The following is a 17,731-nucleotide window of genomic DNA, read 5'->3' as shown; positions in this document are numbered from 1 at the left end:
CGTACTAAAAAGCTATTTGGCCACCTCAGGTCTTGGCCTGCTCCAAATCAACCGTTTTCATGAGGGCGAATCCCGATAGGAAATCGGCCGCCAGGGATGAGACCTTCAGGCGCCTACCCTCACCGGCACTTCCCCCCACCGCCCAGATCACCCCTTCCGTCAATCCGCTCACCCCGCCCAACGCGCGGTAGACCTTCGGCATGATCGGAATGTGATCGCCGAATATGCACATGCCCGCGGGTCGGCCATTGTTGAGTAGCGTCTGACGCAGGCTGCTGAACATTGCATCGGCGTTGCGCAGGTGGCGCGCATACGCCACCAGCTCTTCGCAACCCTGCGGCATGGCCCCGTTCAACACATCGCGTGCGTCGGCCTCGGTGACCGGTTCCCAATGAAGCGGACCGTGGTTTTCCATGGTGATGACGTGAATGAACAGCGGGCGGGGATCGTCGCGCGTCAACAGGGCCGACACATATCGGCCCAGCGCCTGATCCCCGACATAGGCGCCCACCTTTTCTGCTTCCTCGAAAGCCTTCAGGTCGATGAACTCATCAAAACCGAGTGCGGGCAGCACGCGGTTGCGGCGATAAAAGTCGCCGTGATAGGGATGCACGCAGATCGTGCGGTAACCCAGCTGCTTTAGATACGTAGCCAGTGTCGGCAAACCGTGGCCGGCCAGGCGGCGATAAGGGTTGTAGCGGTGCACCCCTAAGTCGGAGGGGGCCATTCCTGAAAGGAAAGAAAATTCCGTGCGCACCGTATTGGCGCCACGCGCGGCGACGTTCAGCTCGCCCTGCACCAGGGCTTCCGCGCGCAGTCTATCGAAGCCCGCCAGCACGTCCTGCTTCACGATGGGATACGCCCGGCGCACGTCGAAAAAGGATTCACTTTGAATGCTGACCAGATCAGGCAACACGTCGGATACTTCGTCCGGCGCAACAGCATGGAACGGCGCACGGGCACGTAGCGATAGCGCGCATTGCCGCTCGGCCCGCCCGTAAGCCCATAGCGCGCCTACGAAACCCAGCCGGCGCAAGTCGGGTTCGGCGTCGAAAGTCGCCCTCACCCACCGCCCCGCCCCCATAGCCAGCGCCAAACCACCTAGAGCCAGCAAGCCCACGGTCGGCAAGAAGGACGGATGGTCATGCACCACGATCGCATTCTCGAATGTCAGGCCCAACCACAAGGCAACGCCGTAGCCGCCTATCGCGGCCACCGCGTTTGCCCATCCGAAGAACGGCAGATACAGACGGGGATGCCGAATGGCGTCGGTGAAGTATTCGAAGTCCGGAAAGACAAACGGCTCTTGCAGCGAATGGAATTTGGCGCGGCTCACCAGGATCAAGACCAACTCGATGGCCAGGACGTTGGCCATGGCGAAATACGGTCGCCTGAACAACGCCAGTTCCAATGCGAACGCCAACACCCACACGCCCATATGCGTCAGGTTGGCGGCAATCGGACGCTGCCAGACGGGTACAGGACGCGGCTGCAACAGGCTCTCGAACGCCCAGCTTGCAAAGAGGCCGAGCAGCATGGAGGGCAACAGAAAGGCCACGATAGGCTCAAGCACCGTAACCCAACCTGCGCAAGAACCAGCCTGAAACCGCAGGATGAATGACTGCCAACAGAAACGTACCCAGATTCAATGGAAAGGGAAAGCTGATGCGCGCCTTGTTGGCGCGTAGTCCCTGCCGGATCACGCGCGACGCTTTGGCCGCGCTCCATAGGAAGGGCTTGGGGCCGGGCATGTCGAAGCACATCTGCGACTCGACATAGCCGGGCATGATGACATTGACCCGCACGCCTTCGCGAGCGAGTCCGTCGCGCATTGCCTCACCGTAGACCTTCACGGCCGCCTTGGTTGCGCTGTAGCTGGGCGTCTCGGGCAGGCCGCGCCAGGCCGCGAGCGAGCTGACCAGGGCAATCTGTCCCGCGCCACGCGCCCTCATCGCGGGCAGCACGCCATGCACGGTGGCGAAGACGGCGCGCACGTTGACCTCCAGGAGACGCAGCACGTCGTCCCATGCTTCGCCTTGCTGCTCAGAACCTGTATTGATGTTGACGCCAGCGTTGGCGATGACCAGGTCAGGCCGTTCGCGCTCGCTGACATCCTGGAGCCACGCGTTCAACGCCGCCACATCGCGCAGGTCCAGAATTTGCGTCACGACGCGTGCGCCCAGGCCCGTGCAGACCGACTCGATTTCCAGCAGCCGGGCGGGATCCCGCCCTTGCAGGATCAGGGTGCGCGCGCCTGCCTGCGCATACTCGCGCGCCAGTGCTTGGCCTATGCCGCCCGTGGCACCCGTAATCAGGACGCAACCAGGTACTCCCGGTTGACCGCCATTCATCTTTGTCATTCCGCCAGTCCGTTCGAATCTGTCGTATCAGCGGGGCAGACATTGCTGACATTTTTCGCTCTTCTTCGGTGATAAAGATCGAAAAAATGCAGTTACTTCCGCGTACAGATTCCATAAAGAGCCGGCATTGTAATCGACCGGCGGGACCTTTTTTTAGCTAACAGAGAGAATTTGCAATATTTGAAATAGATAAGCTTGACGGCCGCATACAGCGATGGCAAGTGCCCTAGGAGCTACGGCAAATCTCTCGCGAATCTGGCATCTTCCCGAGGAGTTGTGTCGTTTTATTTCTCCTTATGTAGATACATTTACTCACTTAAGGCGCTGCGTCTATCCATTGATTGATCGCAAGCGTTGTGTGCGCATTTCCAAATAGAAATGACCGCCTCGAAGGCGGCCATCTAGGCTCCGATATGTGGGGCCAAATTCAATGCCGGGAAGCCATGCATTGAAACCTAAGGAAAAAATGCTTCGAGGCTTATTGCAACAAGCTACGCAGCATCCACGCATTCTTCTCATGCACGTCCAGGCGCTGAGTCAACAAATCGGCCGTGGGTTGGTCATTCGCGGCATCGGCCTTTTCGAAGGCCGACCGTGCGGTCTTGGCGACGGATTCATTGGCGCTCACCAGCAGGCGCACCATCTCCAGCGCTTCCGGCACGGATTCCGGCTCGGCAATCGACGACAGCTTCGAATACTCGCGATACGTGCCCGGCGCGTAGTGGCCCAGCGCGCGGATGCGTTCGGCGATGCTGTCCAACGCGGTCCACTCTTCCGTGTACTGCGTCATGAACATCAGGTGCAGCGTGTTGAACATGGGCCCCGTGACGTTCCAATGGAAGTTGTGCGTCATCAGGTACAGCGTGTACGAGTCTGCCAGCAGCTTGGACAGTTCGCCGGCGACGGCCGCGCGGTCCTTGTCCGAAATGCCGATGTTGATGCGCGGAACGCTCGGGGTCTTCTTGGGGGACTTGGCCATTGCTAGCTCCTATTAGGAAAAGTACGAAAGAAGGATACCACTGCAAAGATGATGAATTGACGCACAACCCGCATAAAACAAGGGCTTGCGGGGTCTGCCCTTGATCCGGCTCAAATGTCCCGCCCTGCAATCCAGGACGAGAACGCGTAAGGCGAAAAGCCCTCAGTCCTGCACCGCCGCGGCTTCGTCGGACAACATCTTCACGCCCGGCAGCTCGCACTCGTAGACGGCCTGGGCCAGGGCTTCGATGGCAGCCAGGCGGGGAAAGCTGCGACGCCAGGCCAGGACTACGCGGCGTTCGGGCACGTGGCCCTCGAACGGCAGATAGCGCAGCAGGCTGTTGCTGGGCGGGTGCTCGGGCACGGCGGTCACCGGCAGGACCGTCACGCCGATACCGGCGGCGACCATGTGGCGGATGGTTTCCAGCGATGAGCCCTCGAACGTGCGTTGTATGCCGTCGCTGGCCGCCGAAAACCGCGACAGCTCGGGACAGACCTCAAGCACCTGGTCGCGGAAGCAATGACCACTGCCCAAAAGCAGCATGGTCTGCTGTTTCAAATCCTGGGCGTCGATGGATTTTCTTTGCGCCAGCTCGTGGTCGTTGGGCACCGCGACGATGAAGGGTTCGTCGTACAGCGGCTGCATGACCAAGCCGGCCTCGGGCAGCGGCAAGGCCATGATGGCGCAGTCGATTTCACCTTGGCGCAGCAGTTCGACAAGGCGCACGGTGAAGTTCTCTTGCAGCAGCAGCGGCATCTGCGGGGTGCGGCCGATCTGGACGGGGACCAGCTTGGGCAGCAGGTACGGGCCGATGGTGTGGATGACGCCGACGCGCAAGGGACCGGCCAGCGGGTCATGGCCCTGGCGCGCGATCTCTTTGATGCTGGCGCTTTCTTCCAGCACTTTTTGCGCTTGGGCAACGATGCGCTGCCCAATGGGAGTGACGCCCACTTCGGCGCCGCCGCGCTCGAATAGCGTTACGCCCAGCTCGTCTTCCAGCTTTCGTATCGCCACGGACAAGGTGGGCTGGCTGACGAAACAGGCCTCGGCCGCGCGGCCGAAATGGCGTTCACGCGCGACGGCGACGATGTACTTGAGTTCGGTGAGAGTCATGGTGGACTGCGCCCCCCGGGTTACGCGCGGGCCTTGCGGCCGGCGCTTGAATGATTCAGGTGTAGAGCGGGCCGCAATCTGGTCAGGTCCGCAAGAAGTCTTCGCGGCCGCGCATCCAGCGCGCCAGATGCGCCTCGACGGCGTCCGGGTACTCGGCGCGCAGCCATACCGCCGCGTCGCGCGCGTCTTCCGCGATGGCGGCATCGGTCTCCAGGTCTGCAAACCGCAGCAAGGCCATGCCGGACTGCCGCGTGCCCAGGAATTCGCCCGGGCCGCGCTGTTCAAGGTCGCGCCGGGCGATCTCGAATCCGTCGGATGTTTCGAACATGGCGCGCAGCCGCTCGCGGGCCACTTGCGACAACGGCGTCTGATAGAGCAGCACGCAGACCGATTCGGCGGTGCCCCGCCCTACTCGTCCTCGCAGTTGGTGCAATTGGGCCAGGCCGAAGCGCTCGGCGTGTTCGATCACCATCAGCGACGCATTGGGAACGTCCACGCCCACTTCGATGACGGTGGTGGCGACCAGCAGGTCGACTTCGCCTTCCCGAAATGCCTGCATGACCGCGGCTTTCTCGGCTTGCGGCAAGCGGCCATGGACCAGGCCAATGCGCAGGTCGGGAAGATCGGTGCGCATGCCTTCGTAGGTGTCCACCGCCGTTTGCAGTTCCAGCGCCTCGCTTTCTTCGACCAGCGGACAGACCCAATAGACCTGTTGCCCGCCACGAGCCGCCTGGGCTACGTGCGCGATCACCTCTTCGCGCCGCGCATCCGACACCAGCTTGGTCAGCACGGGCGTGCGACCGGGCGGAAGCTCGTCAATGACGGATACGTCCAGGTCCGCGAAGAAGGTCATGGCCAACGTGCGGGGAATGGGGGTGGCGCTCATGTTCAGTTGGTGCGGCACGATGCGGCCGCGCACGGTCTCGCCCTTCTTGGTCAGCGCCAGGCGCTGACCCACGCCGAAACGATGCTGCTCATCGACGATCGACAGCCCCAGGCGATGGAATTCGACATGGTCCTGGATCAGGGCTTGCGTGCCGACGACCAGTTGCACGCTGCCATCGGCGGCAGCGGCGGCGGCTTCGCGGCGCGCCTTGGCGGTCAGGCTGCCACTGAGCCAGGCCACGTTGATGCCCAACGGCTGCAACCACGACACCAGCTTGCGGAAATGCTGCTCGGCCAGGATTTCAGTGGGGGCCATCAGCGCCACTTGCGCTCCGCCCGCGATGGCCTGCGCGGCAGCGATGGCGGCGACCACGGTTTTGCCGCTGCCCACGTCGCCTTGCAACAGGCGATGCATGGGATAGGGCTTGGCCAGGTCGGCCGAAATTTCCTGCACCACGCGCTCTTGGGCGGCGGTCAATTTGAACGGAAGGTTGGCGTACAGCTTGGCCACCAGACCACCTGGCTCGTTGCGCACCGGCAGCGATTCGGCTTCCTTGATGCGTCGGGCGGCGCGCGCGGCGGCCAGCGACAACTGCTGCGCCAACAGTTCATCGAACTTGATGCGCCGCCACGCGGGATGCACGCGGTCCAACAGCGCTTGTTCGGACTCGCCCTGGGCGGGCGTGTGCAAGGCGCGGATCGCGGGCTCGAAGGGTGGCAGGTCGTAGCGCGCCAGGGCTTCGGGGGGCAATGTGTCCGACAGGTCGGCCCGGTCCAGGGCCTGCGCGATAGCGCGCCGCAATGTCAGTTGCGGCAGGCCTTCGGTGGTGGGGTAAACCGGCGTCAGCGCCGTAGGCAAAGGCGCATCGGCATTGGTCATGCGCGGATGCACCATCTGGCGGCCAAACAGGTTGCTGCGGACTTCGCCGCGCGCCCGCAGCCGCTTGCCCACGCTGATCTGCTTTTGCTGGCTGGGATAGAAATTGAGCCAGCGCAACTGGATTTCGCCAGTTTCATCGGCCAGCGTGGCGGTCAGTTGGCGCCGGGGCCGGTACTGGACCTCGGACTTGGTGATCTCGCCCTCGACCTGGCCGGCATAGCCTGGCCGCAGCGCGCTGATCGGCACGACGCGGGTTTCGTCTTCGTAGCGCAGCGGCAGATGCAGCACGAAGTCCTCGGGCAGCACCAAACCCAGATTCCGAAGCTTGCGCTCGGTATCTGTCATCGGTTTGCCGGCGCCGTTTTTATCGGCGCCGGTTCGCTTGGAAGCCACGGCCGCGGCCGGCATGAAGGAACGAACCCTTGGAATGCAGCGTGCGGATACGCCTTACAGGACCATGATGGCTTCGACTTCGAACTGCGCGCCCTTGGGCAAGCTGGCCACGCCGATGGTCGAGCGCGCCGGGAAAGGCTGCGGAATGATCTCGGCCATGATGGAGTTGGCGGCGGTGAACTTGCCCAGGTCGGTCAGGAACAAGGTCAGCTTGACCACGTTGTCCAGCGTGCCGCCGGCCTCGGTGATGACGGCTTGCATGTTGGCAAAGGCTTGGCGCACCTGCGCGTCGAAGTTTTCAGAGACCAGATCGCCCGTGCCCGGCTCCAGGCCGATCTGGCCCGACAAGTAGACAGTCTTGGTGCCGCTAACGGCAACCGCTTGCGAGTAAGGGCCAACGGCGGCGGGCGCTGCGTCGGTATGGATGATTTGCTTGCTCATGGGCGGAATCCTTCAGTTGACGGATAGAAAGCTACAACTATCGAAGTTTATCCAGCAATAGACATTTGCGAAAGTGGCCGGATGACGCAGGGATGATCGAATCCCGGTTTCAACCCTCTGCCTGATGGCCGGCGCCGCCGATATCGCCCCGATGCGCGATCAACAGCTCGACCAGCGCCTGCGCGGCCACGGACAAGCTGCGGCCTTTGCGCTGCACCAGGTAAAGCGGCCGAGTCAGCGCGCGCCCGGCTAAGGGCACGATGCGCAGGTCGTTGCTGGCGAAGTGAAACAGCGTCATCGCCGGCACCACCGACACGCCCAGACCGGCGCGCACCAGCCCGGTCACAGTGGCCAAATGCTCGACTTCAAACACTGGCATGGGCGCGTCGGCGCCGAACGCCGCGTCCAAATGTTTGCGCACACTGCTGCCGCGCGCAAGCTGAATGACGGGGTGGCGCGCAATATCGCGGAGCCGGACGCGCGGTTGCGAGGCCAAAGGGTGATCAGCCCGACACACCAGAAAATAGCGGTCGGCGTGCAGGAATTCGCTATCCAGATCCGTCATGTCCGCGCGCCGGGACGCCACGGCGAAGTCCACCTGTCCGCTTTGCACCATATCCAGGCAAGGGTCCAGCAACGCGTCGCGCAGGTCGACCACGATACCGGAATGCGCCTGCCCAAATCGGGCCAGCAGGCCGGGCAACCAACCCGCCGCCAGCGACGGCAGCGCGGCCAGGGCGACACGCCCGCGCCGACGCGCGGCGTGATCGTGCATATCTTCCATGACCAGGTCCATATCGGCCAGCAGCCGGCGCGCCGAGGCGTCCAACACCCGTCCTTCGGCCGTCAATTCGACGTGCCGGGTGTTGCGATCAAAGAGCCGCAAGCCGGCGCTGTCTTCCAGTTGCCGGATCAGCGCGCTGAAAGCGGGTTGCGTCAGATGGCAGCGCTGCGCCGCCCGCGTGAAGTGCCGTTCATCGGCTAGCGCGACGAAGGCGCGTAGCTGCCTGGCAGATAGATTCATGGCTTTTTTCTATCAATTGATCCGATCTTTCTATTTTACTGATGATGTGCGCGTACCTATAGTGAGCAGAAACCGCAGGCTCGACTGGACTTTTCATGCCTCAAACTCCCCTGCTTATCGGCTGCGCCTCTGGCTTCTCCGGCGACCGCAGCGACGGCGCCGCCGCTGTCGTGCGCACGCTGGCCGCCCAAGGCGGCGGCACGTTGATCTTTGAAACGCTTGCCGAACGCACGCTGGCGCTTGCGCAACTGGCACGCAACGACAACCCCAATCACGGCTACGAGCCGTTGCTGGACGACTTGGTCTCGCCGGTGCTGGCCGACTGCCTGCGCCACGGCATCAACATCGTCAGCAATTTTGGCGCGGCCAACCCGCAGGCGGCCGCCCGCCGCATCGCGGCCATCGCCCGCGAACAAGGCCTGCCCGTACCTCGCATCGCGGTGGTGCATGGCGACGCGCTGAACACACCCGAGCAACGCGCCCTGCTGCAAGATCGCCTGGGCGCCGCGCTCGTGGGGCGCGACGTCGTCAGCGCGACCGCCTATCTGGGCGCGACCGAAATCGCCGAAGCCTTGGCGGCGGGCGCACAGATCGTGGTGGCGGGCCGCGTCGCCGATCCTTCATTGACACTGGGCCCTGCCCTGGCGCACTTTGGTTGGGACGCGGCGGACTGGCCCCGCCTTGGCCGCGCCACCATGGCCGGCCACATGCTGGAATGCGGCTTGCAAGTCACCGGGGGCTACTTCTGCGTACCCGGCTTGAAAGAAGTACCCGACGTGCACGCAGCGGGCTATCCCATCGCGCAGATCGATGCCGATGGCGAATTCGTGATCGGCAAGGCCGAAGGTACCGGCGGCGCGGTGGACGCGCGCACGGTCAAGGAACAGCTTCTGTATGAAGTGCACGACCCCGCGCGCTACCTGACGCCCGACGTGGTGGCCGATCTGAGCCAGGCGCGCGTCGTCGAACTGGGCGGCAACCGCGTCGCGGTGCACGGCATCACAGGCCATGCGCGTCCCGCCGAATTGAAAGTCAATGTCTGCTATCGCGGAGGCTGGCTGGCCGAAGCCGAGATTTCGTATGCAGGCGTTCAGGCCGAAGCACGCGCGCGGCTGGCTGCCGACATCGTGCAAAAGCGGCTGGGATCCGGCTTTACGCTGCGCGCCGATCTGATCGGCGCGATCAGCATCCTGGGCGATGACGCCGGCGAAATGCGTCGCGCCTTGCCCGATTCCCATGCGCGCGACGTGCGGCTGCGACTGGCCGGCGAACACGCCGACCGAGGCCAGGCCGAACGCATTCTGCGCGAGGTGACCGCGCTGTACACCTGCGGCCCGGCAGGCGGCGGCGGCGTGCGCACCGCGCTACGCCCACGACTGAACATGGTGTCCTGCACCATTGCCCGCGATGCCGTGCACAGCGGCTGGACTTTTCTTGAGGACCTTGCGCCATGACCGGCTCAACCACCATGCAGGCCGTGCCGCTCTATCGCCTGGGCCACAGTCGTTCCGGCGATAAAGGCGACATCTCCAACCTGAGCCTGATCGCCTGGGATCCGGAATGCTATGAGGTGCTGGCGGCGCAAGTCACTGAAGCGCGCGTTGCCGAGTGGTTTGCATACCGCCACCCGACGCGTGTCACTCGCTATCTGCTGCCGACGCTGCACGCCATGAACTTCGTGCTGGAAGGCGTGCTGGACGGCGGTGTGAACGACGCATTGAACCTGGACACGCATGGCAAAAGCCTGTCCTTCCGATTGCTGGACCTGACGGTGGAGGTCAGTGCCGAACTGGCGCGCCGACTGCCAGACATACCAGGCGACCGCCCCCCGGCCGCCTGACCCCTTCCCCTATAAAAAAAGCACCACAGGAGACACAACATGCGAATTTCGTCCAAGGGCCGCCTGGCCTTGCTGCTGGCCGCCGCCCTGCCCTTGACCGCGCTGGCGCAGTCGTTCCCGACCAAGCCGATCACGTTCATCGTGCCTTTTGCGGCGGGCAGCGCCACCGACCAGATCGGCCGCGCGATCGGCCAGGGCGTGACCGAGCAAACCGGCCAGGCCGTCGTCATCGAAAACAAGCCGGGCGCCAGCGCGATGATCGGCGCAGCGGCAGGCGCCCGGGCGGCGCCGGACGGCTATACCGTGCTGATCACCACCAACACCACGCATGCCGCCAACGAGCATCTGTACAAGACGTTGACTTACCATCCCGTGAAGGACTTCGCACCGATCTCGCTGTTGGGCAAAGGCGGCCAGATCATGGTGGTGAACCCCGAATCGCCCGCCAAGACCGTCGCAGACTTCCTGGCGCAAGCCAAGCAGTCGCCGGGCAAGCTCAGTTTCGGCAGCGGCAGTTCCAGCAGCCGCATCGCGGGCGAATTGCTGCAACAGATGGCGGGCGTGCAATTGCTGCACGTGCCCTACAAGAGCAATCCGCTGGCGGTGACCGACCTGCTGGGTGGACAGATCAATATGATGATCACCGACACCGCCACCGGCCTGCCGCAGGTCAAATCGGGCAAGCTGCGCGCGTTGGGGGTGACGGGCACCGCCCGTTCGCCGCTGGCGCCCGACGTGCCGACAATCGCCGAATCGGGCGTGCCGGGCTACGAGATGGGCTACTGGTTCGCGGCCTATGCGCCGGCAGGCACGCCGCCTGACGTCGTCAAGCGCTTGAATGAGCTGCTGGTCAAGGCCACCAAGACCAAGCCGGCCCAACAGTTCTACGCGCAGACAGGCACCGACGCCGCCACGTCTACGCCTGACGAGCTGGCCGCATTCCAGCAAGCGGAATCGAAGAAATGGGGCGACATCATCAAGAAGGCGGGCATTCAACCGGAATGATCCACCGCGCCTGGCCTGCACAGTAAACAAAAAGCCCATCGCATGCGATGGGCTTTTTATGCTGCCTGGCAGATGCCGGCTGGCGCACTGACAGATTTATTTGTCGACGAACGCGCGCTCAACCACGTAATCGCCCGGCTGACCCACACCCGGCGACACAGTGAAGCCGCGCTTGTCGAGCATGGCGCTGATGTCAGCCAGCATATGCGGGCTACCGCAGATCATGGCACGGTCGGTTTCCGGGTTGATCTGGGGAATGCCGATGTCATCGCACAGCTTGCCGTTTTCCATCAGTTCGGTGATGCGGCCCTGGTTGCGGAACGGCTCACGCGTAACGGTGGGGTAGTACACGAGCTTTTCGCGCACGACATCGCCGAAGAATTCGTTGTTCGGGAGTTCTTTCTCGATGAAGTCGGCGTAGGCCAGTTCGCTGACCCAACGCACGCCATGGACCAAGATGACCTTGTCGAAGCGTTCGTAGATGTCCGGGTCTTTGATGATGCTCATGAACGGGGCCAGGCCCGTGCCGGTGCCGAACAGGAACAGATGCTTGCCCGGCTTGAGGTCATCGACGACGAGCGTGCCGACCGGCTTGCGGCTGACCAGAATCGTGTCGCCCTCTTTCAGATGCTGCAGGCGCGACGTGAGCGGGCCGTTTTGCACCTTGATGCTGAGAAATTCGAGGTTTTCTTCGTAGTTGGCGCTGGCGATACTGTAGGCCCGCAGCAGCGGTTTGCCTTCGACTTCCAGGCCGATCATGACGAAGTGGCCGTTGTGGAACCGCAAGGCCGCGTCACGCGTCGTGGTGAAGGAGAACAGGGTGTCGTTCCAGTGGTGCACGCTAAGAACGCGCTCGGTGTTGAAAGCAGCCATGTCGAATTCGCTTATTAGGGTTGTCCCTATTCTACAGGTCTTGTTGGGAACTTGTCTCATTATTCCGTAATACGCTTATGACGTATTGATAGGAATCAAGGCTGGGACAATGCCGCTGACGAATAGTTGAACGCGCGTTTGCTTCCTGTTATTGTCGCGTTCTCATTTGATAATCATTTTCGTTAGCAGACCGTTTTGAGCATCGCCAAGGGGCTGGAGTTCCTGCCCTTTTCGATGCAGCCCTAGCCGGAGTTTCCCGACATGACCAAGCGTCCCCAATTGAATTCGCTGCTGCGCGCCCTGGCGCTCGCTGGCGCCGCCGCCTTCACCGTCACGGCCAACGCCGCCGAAGAAGTCAGCCTGTACACCACCCGGGAACCCAAGCTTATCCAGCCGCTGCTGGACGCCTTCACCAAGGAAAGCGGCATCAAGGTCAACACCGTGTTCGTCAAGGACGGCCTGCTGGAACGCGTCAAGGCCGAAGGCGCCAAGTCGCCCGCTGACGTGCTGATGACCGTGGACATCGGCAACCTGCTGGATCTGGTCGACGGCGGCGTGACGCAATCGGTCAAGTCCGAAACGCTGGAATCGGTCATCCCCGCCAACCTGCGCGGCGCGGATGGCAAGTGGTACGCCCTGTCGCTGCGCGACCGCGTGCTGTATGTGGAAAAAGACCTGAAGCTGGAATCCTTCCGCTACGAAGACCTGGCCGATCCGAAGTGGAAAGGCAAGGTTTGCATCCGTTCGGGCCAGCACCCCTACAACACCGCCATGGTCGCCTCGATGATTGCCCATGACGGCGCCGAAGCCACCGAAAAATGGCTCCGTGGCGTCAAGGCCAACCTGGCTCGCAAGGCGGCCGGCGGCGACCGCGACGTGGCGCGCGACATCCTGGGCGGTATCTGCGATATCGGCCTGGCCAACGCCTACTACGTCGGCCACATGAAGAACGCCGAGCCGGGCACGGACGCACGCAAGTGGGGCGACGCCATCAAGGTCATCCGCCCCACGTTCGCCAACGCCAAGAGCGGCGGCACGCACGTGAACGTCAGCGGCGCAGCCGTTGCCGCGCACGCACCCAACAAGACCAACGCCATCAAGCTACTGGACTTCCTGGTGTCCGAACCCGCCCAGGCGCTGTACGCCCAGGCCAACTACGAATACCCCGTGCGCAAGGGCGTGAAGCTCGATCCGGTCATCGCCAGCTTTGGCGAATTGAAGGTTGATCCGCTGCCCCTGACCGAAATCGCCAAACATCGCAAGCAAGCCAGCGAACTGGTCGACAAGGTCGGTTTCGACAACTGATTCACCGATGGCCACGGCGTGCCGTGGCCATCCGACAGTATTGGGCCTGTTCCCTCTCTAAAAGGGAACAGGCCTTGCCATTGATGCCATCAAGTTTGAAGCATGCACACTGAATCTTTGCCCCGGCCGATGCGCTTGCGCTGGACCGAACGCGGCGCCGGCTGGTTGGCGGGCGCCGGCCTGATCGCTCTGGCGGTGCTTGCCCCCGTCCTGACGCTGGGCTGGTGGGCGTTGGGCGGGGAGCTGTCGCACTGGCAGCATCTGGCCAGCTACGTGTTGCCGCAGGCGCTTGCGAATACCGCCATCCTGCTGGCGGGCGTGGGCATTGTCGTCACGCTGTTGGGCACGGGCGCGGCCTGGCTTGTGACCGCCTATGACTTTCCGACCCGCCGCATCCTGACCTGGGCCCTGCTGCTGCCGCTGGCGGTGCCTACCTACATCATCGCCTTCGCCTACCTGGACCTGCTGCATCCCATCGGCCCCATCCAGACCGCGATCCGCGCGCTGCTGGGCTATGACAGCCCGCGCCAGTTCCGGCTGCCCGACCTGCGGTCCATCTATGGCGCGATTTTCGTGCTGGGTTTCGTCCTGTATCCCTACGTCTACCTCAGCACGCGCGTGATGTTCATGACGCAGGCGGCCAGCCTGCTAGAAGCCGCGCGCACGCTGGGCGCGGGCCGCATCGCCGTCTTCTGCCGCGTGGCGCTGCCGCTGGCGCGGCCGGCCATCGTGGTCGGCGTCAGCCTGGCCTTGCTGGAAACGCTGAACGACATCGGCGCCTCTGAATTCCTGGGCGTGCAGACCCTGACCGTATCGGTCTACACGACCTGGGTCACGCGATCCGACCTGGCGGGCGCGGCGCAGATCGCGCTGACCATGTTGGCCATCGTGATCGGCCTGATCTTGCTGGAACGCCACGGCCGCAAGCGCCAGCGCTACGCCAACACGCAGCGCATGCGGCCCATGCAGCCGCGCCGACTGCGCGGGCCCGCCGCCGCCATCGCCACGATATTGGGATGGATACCCGTTGTGATCGGTTTCGTTGCGCCGGCGCTGTATCTGATCGTGGAAACCTACAAGCGCCTGCATCTGGTGGGCGGCGTGTCCGACCAGCTCATCAACGGGCTTTCAAACACGCTGATCGTCGCATTCAGCGCGACGGTCGTGACGCTGCTGTGTGGCCTGATCGTGGCCTGGGCCGGACGCACCTTGCGCGAGAGCGCCGGCTTCAACCCCGGCCGCGCCTGCGCGCGCATCGCCAGCCTGGGCTATGCCGTGCCCGGCACGGTGCTGGCGATCGGCCTGCTGACGCCTTTCATGTGGATCGACACGGCGGTGGCCAAGGTGTTTGGCGGAACCGGCCTGTTCCTGATGGGTTCCATGACCGCCCTGGTATGCGCTTACGTCATCCGCTTCCTGGCCATTTCGACGGGCGCACTGGAAGCCGGGCTGGCCCGCATTCCGCCTTCGCTGGAACAGGCGTCGCGACTGCTCGGTGAAACCTCGGGCGGCACGCTGCGCCGAGTCCACCTGCCGCTGCTGCGGCCGGCGCTGGCGGCCAGCGCGCTGCTGGTGTTCGTAGACGCCATGAAAGAGCTGCCCGCCACCCTGCTGCTGCGGCCCATGAATTTCGACACGCTGGCCACCTGGCTGTACGCGGAAGCCGCGCGCGGCACGTATGAAGAAGGCGCCGTCGCGGCGCTGGCGATCGTGCTGGCCGGCCTTCTGCCCGTCATCCTGCTGGCGCGCACCAATCTGAAAATGGGACATTGATCATCGTGCCCGATCTGCTAGAAATCGAACATCTCTCCCTTGCCTACGACACGCCCAAGGGCCTGAAGCCCGTGGTGCAGGATTTGTCGCTGGGACTGCCCGTTGGGCACATCGGCTGCCTGCTGGGCGAGTCGGGCTGCGGCAAGACGACCGTCCTGCGTGCCATCGCGGGCTTCGAGCCGGTACGCGCGGGCCGCATCCTGCTGGACGGCACGGTCATCTCGTCGGCCACTGAACAGGTCGCGCCCGAACATCGCCGCGTCGGCATGATGTTCCAGGATTACGCCCTGTTCCCTCACCTGACCGTCGCGCTGAACGTCGCCTTCGGCCTGCGCAAGCTGGCGCGCACCGAACGCGCGCGACGCGTCGAAGAAATGCTGGAACTGGTGGGCCTGGCCCACGCCGCCGCCAGCTATCCGCATGAGATCTCGGGCGGGCAGCAACAGCGCGTGGCGCTGGCCCGCGCGCTCGCGCCCTCGCCCGACCTGCTGCTGCTGGACGAGCCGTTCTCAAACCTGGACGTGGATACGCGCGAACGCCTGGCGTTCGAAGTGCGCGACATCCTGAAGACCACTGGCCACACGGCTATTCTGGTCACCCACAACCAGGCCGAAGCGTTTGCCATCGCCGACCGTATCGGTGTCATGAGCCAGGGGCGCATCGCGCAATGGGACACCCCCTATAACCTGCACCACCGGCCCAGCAGCGACTTCGTGCGCGACTTCATTCGCCGCGAGGCCTTGGAGGAACAGCGCGAGCAGGCTTACGCCCGCGGGCGCTGATCGTATTGCATCAGGCGTCGGCGCTTAGTCCGCCGACAGCTTCACCTTTTGCGACAAGGCCTTGAAGGCCTCGTGCTGGCTGGCCGTCAGGCGCTGCACTTCCTCGGGGGTCGAGCCATACGGCATGAAACCGGCCTGCTCCAGCTTGTCCTTCACCTCGGGCAAGGCCAGCGCCCATTGGAAAGCTTCGCTCAACGCGCGCGTGGCTTCGGGCGACATGTTCGCCGGGCCATACACGGCAAACCACGGATCGACCACCGCGCCGGAATAGCCCAGTTCGGCCAAGGTCGGCACGTCGGGCAAAGCCGGCGCGCGCTTGCTGCCCGTCACTGCCAAAGCGTGGACCTTGCCCGACTTGATGTGCGGCAACGACGCGGGCAGATTGTCGAACATCACGGGCAAGTGCCCGCCCAGCAGATCGTTAAGCCCCTGCGCGCTGCCCTTGTACGGAATATGCTGCATGCCGGCGCCCGTCAACTGGTCGAACATCACGCCCGCCAGATGCATCGACGTGCCCGTGCCGGGCGTGCCGAACGACGTGCCGGGATGCTGCTTGGCATAGGCGACCAGGTCCTTCACGCTGTCCACTTTCAACGCCGGACCGGTTTCCAGCACCACCGACGATGCGCCCAGCATGCTGACGCCCGTGAAATCCTTGGTCGGATCGAACGGCATCTTGGGATACACGAAGGGGTTCAATGCGTTGGTGGAAATGGCGCCGAAGCCGATGGTGTAGCCATCGGGTGCGGCCTTGGCCACCGCGTCCATGCCGATATTGCCGCCCGCGCCCGCGCGGTTTTCGATAATGACTGGCTGGCCCAGTTTCTCGGCCACCTTCTGCCCTGCCGTGCGCGCCACCAGATCGGTGGTGCCGCCAGCCGTGTAAGGCACGATGAAGGTGATGGGCTTGCTCGGGTAACCGGCCGCCAGCGCCGCCGATGCGCCGTGCACGAGCGAGAGCGCGGCCACGCCGCGCACCAGGTTGAATGTATAGCGATGCATGAGTCTCCATCCTGTTGTTATCAAAGATTGGAGGCGCATCATACTGCCGCGCAGGGGCTGCGCGGCAGGGGGTGAAGACGACTTTTTCGGTCAGGCGCGCGGTTCAGGCAGCGGGATGAATTCCGTCTCGTCGCCCGGCACGACCTGATCGAAACGCGTACGCTGCCAATCCTGCTTCGCTTGCTCGATTCGGTCCTTGCTGCTGGACACCAAGTTCCACCAGACGTAGCGCGGACCATCCAGCGGTTCGCCGCCGATCAGAGCGAAGCGGGCTGCCGTCACGGCGCGGATCTGGACGGGCCGGCCCGGCGCGAAGACCACCAGGCGTCCGCTTTCGAAGACCTGGCCGTCCACCTCGACCGTGCCTTGCGCCAGATACGCCGCGCGTTCCTCGTATTCGGCCGGCAACACCGTGGTGGCGCCCGCTTGCAATTGCAGGTCGCCATAGAACAGCGGCGACAGCGTCTTGACCGACGAGGTCTTGCCGAACAGGGAACCCGCCACGACCTGGGCGCGCACGCCCTCGCCTTCGATCACCGGTTGCGCGTCCACGCCATAGTGCGTGAAGCCGGGGTCGGTCTCTTCGTATTGAGTGGGCAGGCCGACCCAGATTTGCAGGCCACAGAGACGTTGCGGCGCCAGGCGAGCTTGCGGCGACGAACGCTCGGAGTGCACGATGCCGCGCCCCGCCGTCATCCAGTTCACTTCGCCAGGAAGAATGGTCTGCGTATGGCCAGCGCCATCGCGGTGCACCATCGAACCTTCATACAGATAAGTCACGGTGGACAGGCCGATGTGCGGGTGCGGACGTACGTCGATACCGGTGCCCACGTCGAAATCAGCCGGACCCATGTGGTCCAGGAACACGAAAGGCCCGACCGTGCGACGCTGCGCCGACGGGATGGCGCGCCGGACGGAGAAACCGCCCAGGTCACTGGTGCGCGGCACGACGATGGTTTCGATCTGGCTTTCGCCTGCTTCGGACAAGGTGGACATGGTGCAGTACTCCGCATATTTAGGCCAACGGCCATGTTAAGGCCCATCGGCCCGTCGATAAATGGCCGGGCGGAAATCGT

Annotated in this window: 16 protein-coding genes; 6 read left to right on the top strand and 10 right to left on the bottom strand. The window is 63.8% G+C overall.

The features are described 5' to 3' along the window. Nucleotides 1-25: 25 nt before the first annotated feature. The 7 genes from API01S_RS04945 to API01S_RS04915 all read right to left on the bottom strand — a co-directional run bounded on the left by API01S_RS04945 (nucleotide 26) and on the right by API01S_RS04915 (nucleotide 8,075). Complete coding sequence (locus API01S_RS04945) at nucleotides 26-1,558, bottom strand: LTA synthase family protein (RefSeq protein WP_231689366.1); 1,533 nt, start codon at nucleotides 1,556-1,558, stop codon at nucleotides 26-28. Nucleotides 1,559-1,565: 7 nt separating this feature from the next. After that, nucleotides 1,566-2,360 (bottom strand): SDR family NAD(P)-dependent oxidoreductase, encoded by a 795-nt coding sequence (locus tag API01S_RS04940; RefSeq protein ID WP_050728680.1) that lies wholly within the window; start codon nucleotides 2,358-2,360, stop codon nucleotides 1,566-1,568. Nucleotides 2,361-2,838: 478 nt separating this feature from the next. Then, entirely contained in the window at nucleotides 2,839-3,339 is a 501-nt protein-coding gene (locus API01S_RS04935; RefSeq protein WP_006219643.1) for a Dps family protein, read from the bottom strand. Between the two features lie 162 nt (nucleotides 3,340-3,501). Further along, nucleotides 3,502-4,452, bottom strand: coding sequence for a LysR substrate-binding domain-containing protein (locus API01S_RS04930; RefSeq protein ID WP_006219644.1), 951 nt, complete (start codon nucleotides 4,450-4,452; stop codon nucleotides 3,502-3,504). A gap of 82 nt (nucleotides 4,453-4,534) precedes the next feature. After that, nucleotides 4,535-6,625: an ATP-dependent DNA helicase RecG gene (gene recG, locus API01S_RS04925; RefSeq protein ID WP_006219645.1), complete on the bottom strand. Its 2,091-nt coding sequence runs from the start codon at nucleotides 6,623-6,625 to the stop codon at nucleotides 4,535-4,537. Nucleotides 6,626-6,664: 39 nt separating this feature from the next. Continuing rightward, nucleotides 6,665-7,051, bottom strand: coding sequence for a Rid family detoxifying hydrolase (locus API01S_RS04920; protein ID WP_006219646.1), 387 nt, complete (start codon nucleotides 7,049-7,051; stop codon nucleotides 6,665-6,667). Between the two features lie 109 nt (nucleotides 7,052-7,160). Continuing rightward, on the bottom strand, nucleotides 7,161-8,075 hold the full coding sequence (locus API01S_RS04915; RefSeq protein WP_061303409.1) for a LysR family transcriptional regulator: 915 nt from the start codon (nucleotides 8,073-8,075) through the stop codon (nucleotides 7,161-7,163). A 95-nt stretch (nucleotides 8,076-8,170) separates the two neighbouring features. Here API01S_RS04915 and API01S_RS04910 point away from each other — a divergent pair, with 95 nt between their 5' ends. Genes API01S_RS04910 through API01S_RS04900 form a run of 3 tightly spaced genes read left to right on the top strand, consistent with a single transcriptional unit; the run spans nucleotide 8,171 to nucleotide 10,920 of the window. Further along, nucleotides 8,171-9,529 carry an acyclic terpene utilization AtuA family protein gene (locus tag API01S_RS04910; protein ID WP_061303408.1) on the top strand — a complete coding sequence of 453 codons (1,359 nt, stop codon included), beginning with the start codon at nucleotides 8,171-8,173 and terminating at the stop codon, nucleotides 9,527-9,529. Then, nucleotides 9,526-9,915 (top strand): AtuA-related protein, encoded by a 390-nt coding sequence (locus API01S_RS04905; RefSeq protein ID WP_050728676.1) that lies wholly within the window; start codon nucleotides 9,526-9,528, stop codon nucleotides 9,913-9,915. The genes API01S_RS04910 and API01S_RS04905 overlap by 4 nt, the downstream gene beginning before the upstream one ends. Before the next feature lie 39 nt (nucleotides 9,916-9,954). Beyond that, a complete protein-coding gene (locus API01S_RS04900; RefSeq protein WP_050728675.1) occupies nucleotides 9,955-10,920 on the top strand; it encodes a Bug family tripartite tricarboxylate transporter substrate binding protein in 966 nt (321 codons plus the stop codon). A 96-nt stretch (nucleotides 10,921-11,016) separates the two neighbouring features. On the opposite strand, the gene API01S_RS04895 is transcribed toward API01S_RS04900, so the two are convergent. Next, entirely contained in the window at nucleotides 11,017-11,793 is a 777-nt protein-coding gene (locus tag API01S_RS04895) for a ferredoxin--NADP reductase (RefSeq protein WP_006219651.1), read from the bottom strand. 261 nt (nucleotides 11,794-12,054) lie between these two features. Here API01S_RS04895 and API01S_RS04890 point away from each other — a divergent pair, with 261 nt between their 5' ends. The 3 genes from API01S_RS04890 (at nucleotide 12,055) to API01S_RS04880 (ending at nucleotide 15,653) form a co-directional block, all read left to right on the top strand. Further along, complete coding sequence (locus API01S_RS04890; RefSeq protein ID WP_006219652.1) at nucleotides 12,055-13,098, top strand: Fe(3+) ABC transporter substrate-binding protein; 1,044 nt, start codon at nucleotides 12,055-12,057, stop codon at nucleotides 13,096-13,098. Between the two features lie 102 nt (nucleotides 13,099-13,200). Continuing rightward, the gene (locus API01S_RS04885; protein WP_061303406.1) at nucleotides 13,201-14,871 is read left to right on the top strand and encodes an ABC transporter permease; all 1,671 of its coding nucleotides are present in this window, start codon (nucleotides 13,201-13,203) and stop codon (nucleotides 14,869-14,871) included. 5 nt (nucleotides 14,872-14,876) lie between these two features. Then, nucleotides 14,877-15,653: an ABC transporter ATP-binding protein gene (locus tag API01S_RS04880; protein ID WP_061303877.1), complete on the top strand. Its 777-nt coding sequence runs from the start codon at nucleotides 14,877-14,879 to the stop codon at nucleotides 15,651-15,653. Between the two features lie 24 nt (nucleotides 15,654-15,677). On the opposite strand, the gene API01S_RS04875 is transcribed toward API01S_RS04880, so the two are convergent. Further along, complete coding sequence (locus API01S_RS04875; protein ID WP_061303404.1) at nucleotides 15,678-16,655, bottom strand: Bug family tripartite tricarboxylate transporter substrate binding protein; 978 nt, start codon at nucleotides 16,653-16,655, stop codon at nucleotides 15,678-15,680. Nucleotides 16,656-16,745: 90 nt separating this feature from the next. Next, on the bottom strand, nucleotides 16,746-17,651 hold the full coding sequence (locus API01S_RS04870) for a pirin family protein (protein ID WP_061303402.1): 906 nt from the start codon (nucleotides 17,649-17,651) through the stop codon (nucleotides 16,746-16,748). Nucleotides 17,652-17,731 lie beyond the last annotated feature (80 nt).

The organism is Achromobacter piechaudii NBRC 102461 (assembly GCF_001571245.1).
Lineage (GTDB): Bacteria > Pseudomonadota > Gammaproteobacteria > Burkholderiales > Burkholderiaceae_B > Achromobacter > Achromobacter piechaudii.
The sequence above is the reverse complement of the archived record's forward strand: the minus strand, read 5'-3'. Positions and strand labels throughout refer to the sequence as shown.